Source organism: Nocardia sp. NPDC049737 (assembly GCF_040674755.1).
Classification (GTDB): Bacteria; Actinomycetota; Actinomycetes; order Mycobacteriales; family Mycobacteriaceae; genus Nocardia.
The window spans coordinates 1-19,217 of sequence record NZ_JBFANH010000039.1; the positions used below are offsets into that span (position 1 = coordinate 1).

At 66.0% G+C, this 19,217-nt stretch carries 5 protein-coding genes and 1 pseudogene; 3 read left to right on the forward strand and 3 right to left on the reverse strand.

Annotated features, from left to right (window positions below):
- Nucleotides 1–15: 15 nt before the first annotated feature.
- The 3 genes and pseudogenes from AB0J47_RS36435 to AB0J47_RS36445 all read left to right on the forward strand — a co-directional run.
- The gene (locus tag AB0J47_RS36435) at nucleotides 16–12,384 is read left to right on the forward strand and encodes an MFS transporter (protein WP_364357127.1); all 12,369 of its coding nucleotides are present in this window, start codon (nucleotides 16–18) and stop codon (nucleotides 12,382–12,384) included.
- Between the two features lie 183 nt (nucleotides 12,385–12,567).
- Complete coding sequence (gndA, locus tag AB0J47_RS36440) at nucleotides 12,568–14,013, forward strand: NADP-dependent phosphogluconate dehydrogenase (RefSeq protein WP_364357130.1); 1,446 nt, start codon at nucleotides 12,568–12,570, stop codon at nucleotides 14,011–14,013.
- Nucleotides 14,014–14,343: 330 nt separating this feature from the next.
- Nucleotides 14,344–14,997: pseudogene (locus tag AB0J47_RS36445) on the forward strand (response regulator transcription factor); the annotation flags it as partial.
- A 467-nt stretch (nucleotides 14,998–15,464) separates the two neighbouring features.
- On the opposite strand, the gene AB0J47_RS36450 reads toward AB0J47_RS36445, so the two are convergent.
- The 3 genes from AB0J47_RS36450 to AB0J47_RS36460 form a co-directional block, all read right to left on the reverse strand.
- Nucleotides 15,465–16,871: an MFS transporter gene (locus AB0J47_RS36450; RefSeq protein ID WP_364357133.1), complete on the reverse strand. Its 1,407-nt coding sequence runs from the start codon at nucleotides 16,869–16,871 to the stop codon at nucleotides 15,465–15,467.
- On the reverse strand, nucleotides 16,868–17,845 hold the full coding sequence (egtD, locus tag AB0J47_RS36455; RefSeq protein WP_364357136.1) for an L-histidine N(alpha)-methyltransferase: 978 nt from the start codon (nucleotides 17,843–17,845) through the stop codon (nucleotides 16,868–16,870). The genes AB0J47_RS36450 and egtD overlap by 4 nt, the downstream gene beginning before the upstream one ends.
- 149 nt (nucleotides 17,846–17,994) lie before the next feature.
- Nucleotides 17,995–19,164, reverse strand: a complete 1,170-nt coding sequence (locus tag AB0J47_RS36460; RefSeq protein ID WP_364357139.1) for an FAD-dependent monooxygenase — start codon at nucleotides 19,162–19,164, stop codon at nucleotides 17,995–17,997.
- Nucleotides 19,165–19,217: the final 53 nt, after the last annotated feature.

Genomic DNA, 19,217 nt, shown 5'->3' on the forward strand with positions numbered 1-19,217 from the left:
GCGACGTACCAGCATGTGCTCACCGTGCTGGGCTGGGACGGGACGCACGGCACGCCACCCGAACCCGTGCAGCAGCTGGCGCACGCGATCAACGCCGCCGGATACCACGCGGCGCAACTCAACGGATGGCAGATTCCCGCTGGCCGACAACTCGGCGACTGGCTCGCCGAGCACATGCGAAACGCGTTGGTGGACAGCACCCTCCATATGACCAACCCCGAGATCGCAACCATCACCGGCATACACAACGCGCTACGGAACGGCCACGACCTCAGCCCGCGCCAACTCGCCGCGATCCGAACGATGACCGAGGCAGCGCGGGCACAGGTCGCGAGCGACGCACCCGACACCCGCCAATCCACTGCCCCGACCACGAACAACACCACTTCCGAGACACGATCCGGCAGTCCTGCCGCATCCGCTCGGCAAGACCCCGGACAGACCGACTCCGAGCCGACACCCGCACCCACGCCGCCCGCAGGCACCCACGCCGCGGCACCCGCGAAGCCGGTCGTCGCCACCCGCTCGGCGTCCCACTCCAGAGCATCGGACCTGTTCCAGGACGAATCCTGGGTCGCGAATCCGCCCGGCAGCCGCCGCGACCCCGCAATGGTCACCGCTGTCGACCCCACCAACCCCATCGGACCGAGCGCACGCGTCCCGTACCGGCCAGCCGCCGCGGGCAACGACCCGGAGGTCACCGGGCACAGCGAAACCCCTGCTTCGCCCGCCCGACCGACCGTCTCTGATGAACCGGCTGCGCTCGGACCCGAGTCGACACCCCGAGATCCAGGCGAAAATACCGCAGCCGAATCGCCGCAGGTAAGCAACGTGGCCCACGCGGATTCGACCGACGCTCCGCAGCAACCCCTACCGTCCGATGCCCTGGACGAGCCCACCGACGACCTGATCGCCCTGCTGCCATTGGCGCAGCAGGGCAACCACCGAGCCACCCAGACCTTGAGACGACGCCTACGGCGCGGCACAACCCAGCGCGTGTCGGCCCTGCTCGGCTGGGATCCGACCCACGGCACACCACCGGGGCCGGTCCGACGGCTCGCATCCGCGATCAGCCTCACCGCGCTGCGTTCTGCCGAACGCGGCCGCTGGGCGGTCCCACAGGGCATGGATATCAGCGACTGGGTGTTCGCCGCAGCGCGAAATACATTGCTCGACAACCTCGCTCAACTGACTTCCGCCCAACGCCAACTCGTCACGAACGCCACCGACTCAGCACGCCACCGGATCGATCTCACTGACCGCCAGGCCGCCGAGATCGACCGGCTCACACGGCAGGTGCACCAACGTGCTCGCGCCGAAGAGCCGGCTTCGTCCGATCCGGTTTCACATTCCGAGCGCCGGGGCGATCTGGATCTGGACCGGACTTCCGCACCCGGTGATCCGGTCGACTCGGTGCCAGAGAATCCGCGCCAAGCCGACGGAATCGACGGTGACGCACCCGCATCCGCCGACCACACAACCGCGCCACCACCAGCAGCACCGACGACGGCGAACGACGTCGCGGATCGGGGCCCCAGCGAACTGAGCAGTCGCGAGCGCGAAGTACTACGCCTGATGGCTCAGGGTCTGTCGGCCGCGGAAGTCGGTGCGACGCTGACCTTGTCACCCACCACGGTCCACAGCTATCTCGCTCGCGCGGGAGAAAAGTTCCACACCAGTGGCGTGATCCCCACGATCTTGGCGGCCGCTCGGGCCGGGGAACTCGGTGATAACACCGAGCAGTTCGAGCCGGTCGAGCTGTCGGAGGCCGAAACCACGGTGGTCCAGATGGTGGCAGACGGCCGGACGAACAGAGACATCGCGACTGTGGTGGGGGCGGACCGGGTGACGCCATTGCTCGCCCAGCTGTACGAGACCCTGGATGTCGACACCAGGGTCGGCCTGGCGTTGGCAGCGCAACGCCGGGGACTGCTCGACGGCTCCGGTCCGGCTCCTACCGAAGCGCCGGGGAGCACCCCCGCCGCCGCACCGCATACCGAAGCCACCTCCACGCGGGCCGTTGCACCGGCGGTCGCGGATATCGGGGCGGCGAGTTCCCCGGGTCCAGAAGTCCTGCACGAACTTCGCGCCGAGTTGCGCAACGCGCGGGCCCGGACGCGGGCCGAGACGGCCGAGCTGTCCGACCTGTTGGACGTGGATCCCTATCTCGTTCGCCCGGGATCGGTTCTGCTGGCCCTGTACGTCGTCCAGCAACAGATCCGAGGCGGGAGCGTGGAACCCCAGGCCGTCGCCGCTGTGGCCGAACCGATTACGCGATGGATCCGATCATGGATCGAACTACATGACGACATCGAAACCGCGACCAACGAAGGTGCGAAGGTCGCTCGGGCCGATCCAGATGTTCAGCGGGACTTGATCAAGCGGAACGAACAGCTGGCTACTCGGCTCAGCCGATTGCTGGGACTTCCGAGGCGGAGTCCGATCGGCCACACGCCCGAGGACGATCCGCTTGCTGTGCTGCGTGAGGTCGTCAGTGTCACAGGCTCCTCGGAGATCGGTCGCCTCATCGATGCGGTCGCAGCCTTCCTCGACAACTACGGGAGCGACGAATCGGCGCCCGCTCTCGATGTCGTGCAGGTGCGGGCGATCCGTCGACGGTTGGCCGAGGCAATCGGATGCGCACCGCACGAGGTCGGTCGCGAAGAGCTGCTGGCGCTGGGGCTCAGCGCAGCCGAGGTGGACCGCGAGCCCAGCAGATCCGACATCGCCGAGTTGGCCACGGTGAGCGAATCATTCGTAGACGAAGTCCTGAACAGCGCCGAGCCGAGATATTCGGAGTCCGCGCAGCGGGTCTTGGTCGCGGCACAATGGCTGGGCTGCCTTGACACCTATGAGGATGTCATCGATCCGGAATACGTCGAACAGCGATTCGTTCCACCACACCTTGTCGACGGTAGGTTCGTACCGGCTTGGTTCGAGGATCAACCGCAGATGATCGACGTGGCGGAAAGCGTCGGTATGAATCTGTCGACGACCAGCCGGGCATTGCGGGGAATCGGAAGCCCCGGCGGGGTGCGTCGGGCACGCGCCGCAGCAGCCTCGGCCAAGTATTGGTATCACCCTGCCGGGCCGTCCGGCCCATCCACCGATGGACCGGCCCAACCCGGCTCGCCGCAGTCGCATGACGAATCGGAGCCGACCCCACCGGCCGCTCAGGTAGAGATCGACCGCGAGGAGTCGGGCACCCCCGACACGCCGCCAACTCCTTCGCCGACGGGTAACGGCAGCAACCTCAGCAAAGCCGCCTCCGCAGTGACATCCGGTTCCGCCACCGCATCGTGGATACCGCCTGCATACTCGTTGCCCGAATCCCCCGTTCCGCATCCCGACGCGGAAGCCGAGAAATACCTCAAACAGGCGATCGCGGCAGATTTGTTCCTGACCTATGGAATAGAAATAGTGGGTCTGGACAAGTCGACGATTTCGATAGATACGGCCCTATCGATCCGAAATGCGATCGTAGACGAGTTGACGGAGGACGACTCGGTTCGAATCGATGCGATCGTCGTCCTGCCCATTGAAAACGAAACATACGCTGCCACCGGACCATGGGGCGGCCCGGAACATCTCATTCTCCTCAACGAGACATATTTTGGAAACCCGGAAAGCTTTCGAGCTGGATTCAAAAGAAATGTCGAAGCGGGCTTGTTGAACGCACCGACCGGAGATCCCGCCTACGATCTTATCCGCCATGAAATAGCCCACTTGCGCGATCCATACCATTACTTGTCGAGGGAGGCAAAACCACGATACCCGGAACTCACCGAACAGCGGATCGCCGGCACGCTCCCCTCGGACGCTCGTTTCGATAGGCGACGCGACTACAGCGGCTGGCTGGAGGCAAAAGCGTTCGGCTTCCTGTACACCCATTTCGCGGGACTGAAGCAGGCGGGTGCCCTCCCGAAGGAAACTCGGTTCGACGAGTGGCTGGACCTGCTCGATGGTTATAGCCGAGAACTGAAGGAGCTGTTTCCGGGCGAAGGGCATGAGCAATCCCGGAAGCCGGGCGTAGCCGAGCCCACCCTCGGTGATCGCCCGGTCTTCAACCCGAAAGAGGCGCTCGCCGAGGCGAACAATGCATTCGGTAACAGCGCCCCCGCCGATTTCACCCACCCGGCCTACGCGCTACAGGCACTACTGCGTGGGATTCCGGTGGCGCAGGTATGGCGGGATGCGCAGCGGCGCAATGTGGTTGCCGCTGCCCGAGCACAGGACCGCGGACCGATTCCCGAAGCGTTCGGATTCCGCGCAAGCATGCGCCCCGATGGCGTACTGGTACGGCTGACTCGGAGATGGCGTGACCTGTCGCCCGACGAACAGCAGCAGATGAAGACCACCGATCCGATCCTGATGTGCGTCGGCCGGGACGGTCGACAGACCTTCGGATTGGATGAGCTGGCCCGCTCGGTGGATCGACAACGAGCCGAAATGTGGGGCGCCAATACCCACAGTCATGAATCCGATACCGGCGACCCGCTGCCCGGATTCTCCGAGTGGGAGCATGCACCGACCGGCGAACTGGGGCAATGGCTGCATGATATGTCCGAAACGGCCTGGCAGCGGGCCGATCTCCTGCGAGAGGTCCGGCAGCTGCTGGTCGGGACCGATGGACTGGCCGAATTCCTCGGTCTCGGAGCGTGGGCCGACGCCGGTGCCGCGCAGGCATACCTGGATGTGGTCGATCTGCGTGCCCGGGCCGAGGCAGCACTGTCCCATCCGGATACCGACGACCGGATACGAAGCCGGTTGCGGGCGTTGCTGAGTCATATCGATGCGATCATGCGGCGCTGCGCCGGTTTCGACGCCGAGTTGGCGTACGCGCGTACCCGAGCCGAACGGCAGGTGATGCGGCACGTCGCCGCTGCTCGCGGTGGTCTGTCGCTGGGTCCCTATGGACGGATCGTCGACGAGGTCGGGGTAGAGGTTTTCGAAGGCCGAGGGCAACCTTCCGAGGCAACCAACATACTGCGGGATATGCTGGAGCAGTTGGGGATTCCCGTGATAACGCGCCGCGTCCGGGTGGATTCGACCGGCCGAGTCCTGGTCGAGAAACCCCCAGAGCCGGTGCGGGCGTCGACCGCCGGACGCCAGGATCGACTGTGGCAGCTGTGTTCCCCGAACACCGACACACAACCGTTGTGGGCGGCCGACGAACCGGACGAGCCCTCGGCGAGGCCGCGGCAGCACAATGCATCGACAGCGGAGCTGCCGCAGGCCCAGCCCGTATGGGGCGCGCGGATCGCCGACGCACAGCGCAAGCTCGCCCGAACCGCAAAGGTTCGACGGCGGCTGTTCCCCGACCCGGTGGATCCGGACCGGATGACTCCGGCCGACGCTGCCAGACAGCGCATGCTGCTTGCGCGCCTGGAGATGCTCACCGAGTATCTGCGAACAGTCCGTATACAAGCCGCGGCCGCCGCGGCCCAGCAGTGCCTTGATCAATTGCCGGGACAACGAATCGGACGGTGGGCCAGGCTCGACGGCAATCTCCTCACCATCGCGGCCCCGTTCGCCGATCCCGACCATCTCCTGCCACTGCGGACCCGGGAAGCCTTGGCGCAGGCTGGGATTCGGGTCGAATACCGGCGTGTGCAGGTCGATGACCGAGGCCGCGCATGGTCCACCTCGTTCAGCCCGACGCGACTCGAACCGCAGCCCGTGACACCTGCCGGTCAGGCCGCACACTCACTCATCGACAACATCGTTTCCCACCTCGATCGGCTCCTCGAACGCCACGGCGTCACCAAATCATCCGGCGATCGAATCCCGTTGCCGCAGTTGCTCGATGACCGCACCAACCTGGTGGCCGAACGCGAGCGCGCGCGGGCAGCACGGGACCGATGGCGCGCGGCGCGCGACCGGTGGCCCACGGCGCGCGACGACGACACCGCATCGGCGCAGCAGCAAATGGCCGCTGCACACGCAGCACAATTCGAGCGCGAGTTCCACCGTCTCGACGCGGAGATCGCACGACTTACCTTGCTCGCGTTCGGTGCCGCCGAAGCCGACCCACAACTGCGCGCGCATCGAGAATCGTCCCGCCGCATGCTCCGATCCGACGCGAAGACGCAGAGCCTGGTCAGCGCCGCCCGCACACCCGAACTGCTGCAGGAAATTCGTGACCCGCTGGTAGAGCATCTCCTGACAGTCGCGCAGCGTCTCCGAGCAACTCTCGACCAGCCAGGCCCCACAGAGCCATTCGATACGACGGTGGCGCTGACGGAGATGTTGGAGGACATCAACAACCACCAAACCGGAGTGTCCTCCGATGCACCCGACGCAGATCGTCCCACCGGTACCGCGCAGGCCGGAGCCAACATCCACTCCGAACTCGCGCCGGCCGCCGCAAAGCCCCGGCAGCTACGCAAACCCCCTGCACGACAGGAGAATCCGGCCGAAGAGCGGTCTGCCGACCTACCGGACACCGCCAGCGCCGCCACCCCCGGCAATCGCCCGCTGTCCAAACGCCAGCAAGCAATCCACACATTGATCACCGAAGGCAAGACCAACGCGGAAATCGCCGACAGTCTGGGGATGCCGGTGGAAACCGTCAAAACCCACGTCCGGCGGATCCGTGACAAGCTCGGCGTGTCACGACGGAGTGAGCTCGCACCGCAGCCTGCCAGTTCCGCTGCCGCCGAAGAGTCTCCGCACAAACTGGCCGCGCATGTCCGCACAATATCTTCGATGCACCGGGCGGACACCGGTCCCGAACTATCCGGAATCGAGAGCGCGATACCGCGCGGAATCGCGGAGAGCAAGACATACACAGACCAGCCCACATCGACGCCATGGCAAAAGTCGCCCACGCAGCCGGACCGTGCCGGCACCGATCACGCCCTCGACCGCGTCGGCAGGCCAAGCGAATTCAGTGAGGCACCGCGCGGCAACCAGGACGATCTCGGCGTGCTGAACGCCTACGGAAAGGATATGAAGGGTCACGCTCACCGGCTACCGGGCGGCCGGAGGCGCGGCAGTGCCCAACGGGCGCAGGAGGACCCCGACAACCCGTGGTCCGCGCTGAAACGCAACGCCGGCAAGCGCTTCCGCCATGCTGGCGATACTCCGGCCGCCGACACGTCCGCCGAGACGAATCCGAACACCGAAGTCGACCCCGAGATTCCGGACCGCGCGCAGGCTCTGCTCGACCGGCTCGGGTGCGGGCCGGCCCAAGTGGAGCAACTGGCCGTAGGTGGCATCGCCGAACTGCGGAAGTACTTGGGACCGGACGCGGCGCTGTTGTCGTTGACGATGCCGGTGGATCCCCAAGATGTGGTCCAGGCGTCGGCTGCCCGTGCCACCGCGGTGGCTCGATGGTGGAACGCCCTCACCCACATTCAGCAGGCCGCGCTGATCCTGCGACATCCACATCAGATCGGCAACGCCGACGGTGTTCCGTACACCGTGCGGGACGAGGCGAACCGCCGATCGATCATCGACGACATCAAGGGCTTCCTGGAACGCAAGCCCGACGCCGACAACGAAGGACTTCTCACCGAAGCACGGGCCCTGCTCCGACTCGGACGGCCCGGCCACGTCCTCTCCCCCGAAGAGACCGTGCACCTGACCAACCTGGTGCGAACTCTGCAACACCTGGCCGCCCTGGAACAGGACGTGCGCGAGTTCGATTCGCCCCCAGTGCAATTGATCGCCTACGACGCGACCGCCTATGACGGCGACGGCCGCATCATCGTGTCGATCGACGATGCCGACAAAGCGGCGATCGTCACAAGGCAGCTCGGTGGAGTGGGTAATACGCTCCAGAAACTGCCGAAGCGTGCGCAGGCCGTCCTCGCGCAGTACGCGGAGTCGGCCCGACACAATCCGGGTGTCCCGACGGCCACCATTATCGATATCGGCTTCCATCACCCGAATACGGTCGAGGAGATCAGGTCGTCGGAACTTGCCGAACAGGGCGGCGATATCGTGGCCGCCGAGATCGCCGCCTACGACGCGACACGCGCGACCTGGGCGGGCCTACCCGGGGGCGCCGCACCGCCGCGACTGCGAACCGTGGTCGCGCACAGCTATGGCTCGACCACACTCTGCTACGCGGGAATGGGCCGCCGACTTGCCGCCCATATCGATCAGGTGGTCCTCACCGGATCCCCGGGGGCCGGGCCGATGGCTCACGCGGACGAATTCGGTATCGGTGCCGACAATGTCTTCGCCGTGGCCGACGATCGCGATCCGGTGACGCATGCCGGCGGCTCCGCCCCGCAGGCGACGGACCGGTATTTGGGCCTCAGCCGCGGCCGTAACCCGGTGGGCCGCTGGGGCGCGGTCCGGCTCGCCGCCGCTATGCCGTCGACCGTCCGCAGCGTCAAGCGGATCCATGGGGGCTATCTGATCTACCTCGATTCCGAGCTGCGCGTGCCGACGATATCGCTGCGCAATATCGCTCTGGTTTGCGCCGGTAAGGCCGACCTGGCCGAACGTGCACAGCACCGTCCACCCTCGGACGCGGCGGGACGACTACGTGACCTGTTCTGGTGGCGAGCGAACGCGACGGCACTGGCCGCGGCCATGGGCGCCGATGCGCCGGAATCCGAGGACGAGCCGAACATACTGCCGGACAATGGAACTCGGCGCGCCACCGGTCCGGTTACCCACGCGACCACCGCGTCGCCGTGGCAACGGTCCGACGCCGACGCCGGACGCGGACTCGAACCCGCACCTCACCGCCGCGGTGCCGTACCCGATGTGGTCGAGGCTCTCGACCTCCCCAAAGGCAAGCGCCCGGACCCGACCGGCCTCGATCTCGATCGAATCCCGGTGCTGCCCGGACAACACCGCATGGGGATGGTATTTGCCCGCGACCCGAACCTCGACGGTGACGCCCACGCGACGGGACCATCGGACGGACAGCCGAATCCGCCTGCCGAAGAACCGGTTTCGCTGCGCGAACTGCTCAGCACCAATAAGCCCTACCGGCAGCTGTACATCTCCAACGCCCTCACCGGCATCGGCGACAACGTACAACGGTCGGCGCTGCCGCTGCTGATGCTGGAGCTGACCGGCTCGCCGATGGCCGCCGGCTTGGCCTCATTCGCCGTGTTCATCCCGCAGGTCTTGTTCGAACTCCCCGCCGGCTACGTCGCCGATTTCCATGACCGGTGGCGGACAATGCTCATCGCACAGTCCGTCGGTCTGATGAGTACCGCGGGCGCCGGCGCGCTGGTCCTGTCCGGAGCGCGCGGGCATCTCGGCACTGCGCTCGCCGCGGCAACGATGGTCGAGGGTACAGCGACCATCTTCTACCTGCGCAGTCTCCGGTCGGTAGTCCTGGACCTGGTCACACCCGCGCAGCGCCCGCGAGCGAACCGCCTATCCGAAATCGAAGCCTCCATCGCGGCGACCGGCGGACGAGCACTCGGCCCCATCCTGCTGGATGCGGTGAAAACGTTGCCGTTCGCCGCCAATGGCGCCTCCTACGCATGGAACCTGGGAACGCTGTCTCGGCTGCGCGACGCCTTTCCGCGCCGCACCTCGGCGCCGACGCATGGCTTCCGAGATTCGGTGCGCCATATCGGCGAGGGTGTGCGGGCGGTATGGCAGGAGCCGTTTCTGCGCGAATATTCCGGTCTCACTCTGCTCACCAACGCGAGCTTCGCGGCCCTCAACCTCCGCACCGCCGCCGTGCTCGACGATGCCGCACTGCCCGGTGTCGCCGCCGGGGCGGTGTTGGCCGCCACGGGGGTGGGTGGCGTTGTCGGCGGACTGTTGCCGGTCCGGTTCATCGAGAAGGTGCGGGCCGATGTCGTGTATCCGGTGTCACTGGCTGGGTTCACGGGTGTCGCCGCGCTACAGGCGGTCAGCACCAACCCTATTGCGCTCGCAGCGGGCGCATTCGGTATCTCAGCGCTCGGTGTCAGCATGAACGCCAGGATTGCGTCTTACGAGCAGAATGTTCTTCCGCGCAGCGTCTATGGCCGGGCGACAAGCGCGAAAAGTCTGGTCCTCGGGGCCGGCCCCGCAATCGGCGGATTACTCGGCGGCGCCCTGTTGTCGTCTCAGGGCATCACGCCGGCCGGCTGGATTCCGGTGGCTGTCATCGGAGCCGCCGCAGCCGGGGCTGCCGCCCGCCGCGTGGTCAACCGCGGCGGTGGTTTACTCGGATTGCTTTGGCACCGAAAGGCGGTCTCGACCGAGAACGCTGCGACACCGGTCCCTGATCCGGTGACCGATGCCCAGCGGGCGCTGCCCGACCACGCGGATTCATTCACGCAAATTCAGGCAGGTTCCGACCGCGACTTCGCCGCCGCGGCGCACGCGTATCTATCGGATCTGATGACCGTCGCGCGGTATCACCTGACGCAGACCGGCGATCGCACCACCGGACTCGACCTGCTGAGCAGAATCACCGAAGTCCTGTCCGTGGTCGATACCCGGCTGACACTCGGGCAGGCACCGGGGACCGCCCATCGCGAGATACGCCGATTACACGGCGAGCTCACGTCGTTGCTCGACGACACAACGCAGGACCGCGGCGACGAAATAACGAACCTGGCGTCCAGCCGACTCGCGCCCTCGATGCCTGGCACGAACGCACTCGAACGAACACTGACCCGGCTCCGCCGCGTGGGTCACCCCCTCGAGGATTGCGTCAACCAAACATCGCGGGCAGCTTGGGCGCTCGGCGTCGACGCCGGAATCCAGCCCGCCCCAGGCGAAAACGACTGGGAAGCCCTGGAAGCAGCCATCACAGCACAGCTCGTCCCGGTGCATCCGCCGACCGGCGCGACCGTGGCCGATATGCTCGCGTCGAGCATCGAGGAGGTCCGCAACCGGGACAACGGAACCGACAGTATTGCGTTCCTCGTCGACGACGGCACCGAAATGCACAGCTGGCTGGTCACCGGAGTCGACGACGACGTCATCGTCTTCGACACCAACGTCGGGGACCCCGATCCAGACGCCGACCCAGACGCCGAAGAGCCGTCGACGCCCCGCATCCGAATGCTCGACAAGTGGGAGCAGCCCTACCCGCATATCGAGGAAGCCTTCGTCGCCCGTCTGAAATCCGCTGGCAACAAGCTGTCCGCCCGCGACGAACCGCTCCCCGACGCAGCCCGATCATTCCCGCGCCGAGGCCCGATCACGGGACCACCGGCGGCCTCCGACGCCGCTGCTGCCGCTGACAAAGTGCCACTCACCCGAACAGCGGGCACACAGCAGGAATCGGCGCGCGGCGCTACGGCACACACCGAACCCGAACCGCCGGACAATCCGAAGGCATTCACCGCCGAGGAACTCGAAACGATCGCCGACCTGAAGCGGCAACTGCTCGAGATCGATCCAGATGCCTTCTGGTATATCCGCGACCTGCCGATGCCGGAACCAGAGGACTTGTACGGCGACGAGTGGGTCAGCAATCGAGGGAAATGGTTCGACGCGTTGTTCTCGGGAGATATCAAGACGCTGCGCAAGGTGGAGCTCACCGAGAAGGACTTCCTCGAACTGGGACGGATACTCGAGCGATTTCCCGCCTATGTGACCCTGACCCTGCTCGTCGCAACGGGTCTGAAGGCCGAGCAGCTACTGCACCTGCCGCGCACCAGCCCTGGCTCACTGTTCTTCAAACAGGTCAAACGGGTGCAGGGCGATAAGACGACCATCGTGTACAAGTTCCGGACCATGCCCGAGGAAGAGCCGGAGCAACCGAGCAACCGCGACACCGCCGAGCGCATCAGCCGGGGGCAGCAGTTCGCACGCGACACATCGTTCGACGAACTGCCCCAGCTCCTGGCGATCGCGCGCGGCCGGATGCAGTACTTCTCGGGCAGGCCGATGCTCGACGGCGACCGCGAGCGGATGCGCGGAGTACTCACCCCCGAGGAATACAAGATCTGGAATGCGCACCTGAAAGACGACCTGTGGTCGGCACTGCACTTCCCCGGCTGCCGAGCGCTCGACCCCGATTCGGACGAGTACCTGCGCTCCCGGTATCTGGCCGCCCGACTCTGGTCGATGATCGGCAGTCGACGGGCCGAGGAATACATGATGAAGGTCGTCGACGGCTACTTGCTCGGCATTCTTCCCGGGAAATTGCGAGAGTTGGTGTGGGGCACCGGAACCGATGCCCTAGCCGGCATCGCACACGTGCTCGGAAGAATCGGCAACTGGACGCGGCGCGTGGCACTCAGCGTATTTCCGGATCCCGACACGCAGACGGCGGTCGGCGGCCCCCCACCGGATCCGACGGACGTCCCAGCGCGGGGCGCGATGCCCCCTGGCGCCGACACCATCGCGGCGGCCCTCGGCATCAGCCCGCGCCGTGCGCACGAGATCTGGGTGGACCAGGCGAACGCCTCCGTCCACGGCGGACCGAATCCTATGGTCCTCACCCAGTTCGGCCCTTGAGACGCCGGTCGCCGGGATGAGCCCGCCGACGAACCCGAACTGCTACCCGGCGCCCCCGGACGAAGCGCGGAACTCCGACGGACCCGCAATTGTTCGAAGCGGGCGAACACCAGCGAAGCGCCGAGTAGGACTAGGACTAGGCTTCGACCGACGGTAACAACGCCGAACGGAGAGGGCTGATATATGGCGTCCGCAACAGGATCCGCACAGATCGGGGTTACCGGCCTGGCGGTCATGGGTAGCAATATCGCCCGGAACTTCGCCAAGCACGGCTACACGGTGGCACTGCACAACCGCAGCATCGCCAAGACCGACGCCCTGCTGGCCGAACACGGCGGAGACGGCAACTTCGTGCGCACCGAGACGATCGAGGAGTTCGTCGCGGCACTGGAGAAACCGCGTCGGGTGCTGATCATGGTCAAGGCGGGCGATCCGACAGATGCGGTCATCGAGGAACTCGCCGCCGCGATGGAGCCCGGCGACATCATCATCGACGGTGGCAACGCGCTCTACACCGACACCATTCGCCGCGAGGCCGCCATGAAGGCGCGCGGATTGAACTTCGTCGGCGCGGGCATCTCCGGCGGCGAGGAAGGTGCGCTCAACGGTCCGGCGATCATGCCGGGCGGCCCGAAGGAATCCTACGAATCCCTCGGCCCGCTGCTCGAGTCCATCGCGGCGCAGGTGGACGGGACACCGTGCTGCACGCATATCGGCCCCGACGGCTCAGGACACTTCGTCAAGATGGTGCACAACGGCATCGAATATGCCGATATGCAGCTGATCGGCGAGGCCTATCACCTGTTCCGTGACGCGCTCGGCCTCGGCGCCAAGCAGATCGCCGATGTCTTCACGCAGTGGAACTCCGGCGAACTGGAGAGCTACCTCGTCGAGATCACCGCCGAGGTGCTGAACCACGTCGATGCAAAGACTGGTCAGCCGCTGGTGGATGTCATCGTCGACGCGGCCGAGCAGAAGGGCACCGGGCGCTGGACCGTGAAGTCCGCACTCGATCTGGGCATCCCGGTCACCGGAATCGCCGAGGCGGTTTTCGCACGTGCGCTGTCGGGATCGCGTGCGCAGCGCAAGGCGGCGGTCGGTCTCGCCGCGGGCAAGCTCGGCGAAAAGCCCACCGACGTCGCCCAATTCACCGAGGACATCCGCCAGGCGCTCTACGCGTCGAAGATCGTCGCGTACGCCCAGGGCTTCGATCAGGTCGCCGCGGGCAGCGCCGAATACAACTGGGACCTGCACCCCGGCGACCTCGCCACCATCTGGCGCGGCGGCTGCATCATCCGGGCCCGCTTCCTGAACCGGATCAAGGAGGCCTACGACCAGAACCCGGAACTGCCGAGCCTGATCCTCGCGCCGTACTTCCGTGAGGCGATCGAGACGGCAATCGACAGCTGGCGTCGCGTGGTCGCCACCGCCACGCTGCTCGGAATTCCGGTGCCCGCGTTCGCATCCTCGCTCTCGTACTACGACGCACTGCGCGCCGAGCGACTGCCCGCCGCCCTCACCCAGGGCCAACGCGACTTCTTCGGTGCCCACACCTACGAGCGCATCGACGCACCCGGCAAGTACCACACGTTGTGGAGCGGCGATCGCAGCGAGGTTTCGGCCGACTGATTCGAGGGCGATTCCCAACCGTGGCAACGCCTTACCGTGGTACGGGTGTCGCGGGATGAACCGAGGATAGTCTCGCGGCTGCCCGGAGTTCAGGACAGGATGGGCGACCGTGCTGATTGCGGCACGGTCGGTTCGGCGCGCTGCGTGCCGGACCGCTGAATGAGACACTCGGCGTCTCGGCCCTCCCTACCTATCGCCGATGCGGATATTTCGGTCCCGGATGGCGGATGATGTTGCCGCGCCACTGCCCTAGATTTCGAATTGCAGTAGTCCGGTCCCGGCGAAAGTCGGCCGGGCAGTGCATTCGAATGCTGCCGAGAGGTGTCGGGTATGCGGGTGATCGTGGTCGACGATAACGACGATGCGGGCGAGGCACTGGTGCACAAGCTGCGCCTGCGTGGGCATCATGTCGATCGCAAACGTCGGGGCGCGGATCTGCTGGTTACGCATCATCGCTATCACGCGGTCATCCTCGACCTCGATCTGCCGGATATGTCCGGGCTGACGGCGCTGCGCAAGCTGCGCGAAGTCAGCTCGGTGCCGGTGGTCGTGCTCACCGCGGATACCGATGAGCGTTCGGTGGTGCGGGCCTTGCGCAGTGGCGCCGACGACTATCTGGTGAAACCGCCGCGGGTGGCCGAGTTGGCGGCTCGGCTGTATGCGATCACGCGACGCATTCCAGTGGCCGCCGTCTCAGCGCCGACAACGGCGGTCGTCGCGGGCGATGTTCAGGTGGACCTGGAGACCGAGACGGTCGAGGTCGCCGGTCGACAGGTGCAGCTGACCCGGGTCGAGTTCGCGGTGTTGCGGGCCCTGCTCGAACAGCCCGGTGCGGCGGTCAGCCGTCAGCAATTGCTGGATCGTATCTGGGGAGATGCGTTCGTCGCGGTATCGCATTCGCTGTACGTGCACGTCAATGCGCTGCGAACCAAGTTGAACCGCCCGGGATTGATTACGACCATCCACAGCTACGGCTACCGATGGAATCCGGCTGCCGCCGCGGTGAATTCGGTCGATGCCGAAGCGGCGCTGACCATGAGCACGCTGGTGAGCCGCACCGCCCGACCGGGCACCGGATCCGCGATTTGCGACCACCGCACGGCGTCGACGCCGCGGCGAGTGACGCACTCGCAATCAAGCTAGTCGCACCGCACTGGCCTTCATTCGGGCCGTTCGATGAGCGTCAGCACCCATTCCGACGCGAAATTCCGGGATTCCGTGGATCAGCTCGGCACCGGGCGAACAGGCCGATCCTCAAACCATCAGGCTCGATCACCGTCGGCGATTGCGACCGCCGAGGATCAAGGCCACGGCCGGTACCGGTGCGCCACAGATCAACAGAGCGACACGGAAGCCAATACCGAACGCTACGACGAGTCGCGCCCGGGAAATGCCTTCCCGCCGTTCGGGGACGGCGAGCACGTGTACGGCCAGCACACCACCGAGCTCGATCACCGCAGCTTTGAGTCCGACCGCCGCGGCATCAAGGCCGCGGCCAGCACGGCACCGGTGAGAAGCAGTGCGCCACAGATCAACACGGCAATGCGGAAGCCACTGCCGAACACGACGGCATCGGTGAGTCGCGCGCCGGAAATACCGACCAGCCCCGGCAGCGCGGCGACGGCGAGCAACTGCGCGGTGCGGGCGACGGCATTATTCACCCCGGAGGCGATCCCGGAGTCCGTTGCGGATACCGCCGCGAACACCGCACCTGTAAGCGGAGCCACGAACACCGCCAACCCGATACCGAGCACGACAGTTCCCGGGAATACTGCGCTGAGATAGGTTGCGCGCGAACCGATCCCGGTCAGTAGAACGGCGCCACACGCGGCGAGTAAAGGCCCGAGGATCATCGGGATCCGTGCGCCGTGTCGCTGCGCCCACCGACCGACCGACGCGGACGAGACCAGCATGATGCCGCTAATCGGCACCGTCGCCAGGCCCGCCGCCAGCGGCGAGTACCCCGCGACCATCTGCAATTGCAAGGGCAACAGAAAGTAGACGCCGCCGAGACCCGCGTAAACGGCGGCGGTGACCAAGTTGGCCGCGGTGAACACCCGCGAGGAGAACAGTGCCGGCGGCAACAGCGGATGTGCCCCGTGCATCTGGATCAATGCGAATATCCCCAGCAGCGCCGCGCCGAGCAGCGATATCCACCCGCGCGCACCAATGAACCCGTAGGTCAGCGCACCCAACCCGGCCACGGCGGTCGCCGCACCCGCCAGGTCCAGCGGCCGCGCGTCCGCATCCCGAGATTCCGGAAGGTAGCGCACCGATACGACGGCAACGGCTACGGCGAACGGCACATTGACGAGAAATACCGAGCGCCACCCGGCCAGCTCCGTCAGCCAGCCCCCGACGATCGGACCCACCGCCTCGATGATGCCGATGAGCCCGGCCCACAAGCCGATTGCGGCACCGCGGTCGCGACGATCGATCGAGGCCGAGATCAGTGCCAGGCTGCCCGGTGTGATCAACGCACCCGCGATACCCTGCACCACCCGCGCCGCGACGAGCATTTCCATCGAGGTCGCGACACTGCACAACAGTGACGCCAACGCGAAACCGACGCTGCCCCAGATAAATACCGTGCGCCGCCCCAACCGATCCCCCAGCGCCCCGCCGACCAGAATCAGCGATGCCAATGCCAGGGTGTAACCACCGACTACCCACTGCAGATCGGCCACATCGTCGCCGAGACTCGAGCCGATCCGTGGCACAGCGATATTGACGACCGACGCGTCGAGCACCACTACCGCCGAACCGAGTACCGCCGCCGCGACAATCCAGCCTCCGGTGACCGAACGCAGCCGCGGTGGTGCGGGCGCGACCCGGTTCGGTGCGACGAGGTCGCTCATCCTCTGCGGGCGAGAACCAGCGCGAACCGATCATCCGGATCGGCCCACGATTGCTGCACCTGGAAGCCGGAAGTTTCGAGTTCTCGATGAAATTCGGTCAGCCGGAACTTCGCCGAGATTTCGGTGCGCAGCTGCTCGCCCGCCGCGAAGTCGACGACGAGATCCAGCTCGGCGACCGTGACCGACATATCGGCGGTGGCCTCCAGCCGCATCTCGATCCACTGGTTGTCGGGATCCCATACCGCTATATGCGCGAAACGATCCGGCTCGAAATCCGCGCCGAGCCGCTGATTCACAACCTGCAGGATGTTGCGGTTGAACTCGGCTGTCACACCCGCGGCATCGTCGTATGCCGGGACCATGACGGCGGGATCGACCACCAATCCGACTCCGAGCAGCAGCTGTTCTCCCGGCTCGGTGACCTCGTGGACGCACCGATAGAAATCCGCGCGCTCCTCGGGGATGAGGTTGCCGAGTGTGCCTCCGAGCAGGGCGATGATCCGCCGGTCACCGCGCGGCAAGGTATGCAGCATGCTGGTGAAGTCGCTCACCACACCGTGCACCGCGAGTTCGGGGTACTCCTCGTGGATCCAGGTCACGGCCGCGCGTAGCGCGGATTCGGAAACATCCTGCGGTAGATAGGATTTCAACGATCCATGCGCGCACAATGCGGTCAAGAGCAGACGTGTCTTCTCCGATGAACCCGAGCCGAGTTCGATCAGTTCCCCGGCCTCGGCCGCCACCGACGCGATCGCATCGGCCGAGCGGCGAAGCAGCGTTCGTTCGGTGCGGGTGGGGTAATACTCGGGCAGCTCGGTAATCGCTTCGAACAGCTTGCTGCCCCGCGCGTCGTAGAACCATTTGGACGGCAGCCACTTCCGGCGCCCGGTCAGCCCCCGCAGGACATCGGCACGCAGTGCGGCCGCGAGATCGTCCTCGGTGAGTTGGATATCGATACTGACGTGAGGCCGCACTGGCTTACTCCGATCGATGCTGAATCGCCTACGCCGTCGAGTACAAACCTTGCGGTCCACTTCTCCGACAACGGAATTGTTGACGCAGCCACCACACCCCCGCCAACCGGCGAATCGCACATTTACATCGGCTTAGGTTTTCGTCACCTTCAGCCGACGCGCTGCGGATCGATGCCCAGTTCGGAGAGGTTCATGGCCATCGTGTGGTGCACGGCCGGGACCCAGTCCAGCGCGCGCAGTACCGTATTGCGCAGGCCGCGCAAAGGTGCGCTGCCGACGGTCGCGACGCGGGTCATCTTGTCGGTGAATGCGACGACGTTCTCCGCGACCGGACGGCGTTCGGCCTCATAGGTATCCAGCACACTGTCCTCGGCACCGTCGCGGATGACCGCGGCGAGTTTGGCCGCAAGATTCAGTCCGTCCTGCAAACCCGTGTTCATGCCCTGTCCCCCGGCCGGGCTGTGCACATGCGCGGCGTCACCGGCGAGGAAGATCCGCCCGGCGCGGTAGTGCTCGGCCAAACGATGATGCACACGGAAGCGCGAACTCCACACGATCTTCTCGACGGTAGCCGGATTCCGTTGTGGACCACGGGTACTCAGCAAATGCTGGACATGGAATTGGTCGGGCTGCGGTGGGGCATCGTCCACCGTCGCCACGATGCGGTGCCGTCCGCCCGGCAACGGTGCGATGACGGTAACGCCCTCCGGCGAGAAGTACAGCCGGATCTCCGCATCAGGAACATCACCGCCGAGCACGGCGTCGGCGAGGACGAAGGACTGTGCGTAGCTGTCGCCTTCGAAGGCGATACCGGCCTGCTCCCGAACAAGACTGTGCATACCGTCGGTGCCGACGACATAGCGCGCCCGGATGACGTCGCCGGAGGCCGTGGTGGCGGTGACACCGTCCGGGTCCTGAGCCAGCGCCGTCAGTTCACACGGCCGCGTCACCCGGGTACCCGTGGCCTCCAGTCGCTCCAGCAGGATCTGCTCGGTGCTGTCCTGTGGGATCAGCAGGGTATAGGGATAGTCGGTGGGCAGATCGTCGAAACCGACGTGCAGCAGCACCCGGTCGCGTTCCCGAACGGTGGCCTGCGGCACGATGATTCCGCGCGCGATCATCTTCTCGGTGACGCCCAGCTCGGTGAGCACCTCGAGTGTGCGGGCGTGGACCACGGCGGCCCGCGAGGTGTTCTCGCCTGCGGCCTGCTTGTCGACGAGGACGACGGGAACGCCATTATCGGCGAGCGATGCGGTCAGTGCCATGCCGACCGGTCCGGCGCCGACGACGAGCACATCTGTCTGGGTGGGGATGTTCATGCCGGTGACGCTACGGACGAACACAGCGTGGCCGCGTCTGTCGAATGACTGTA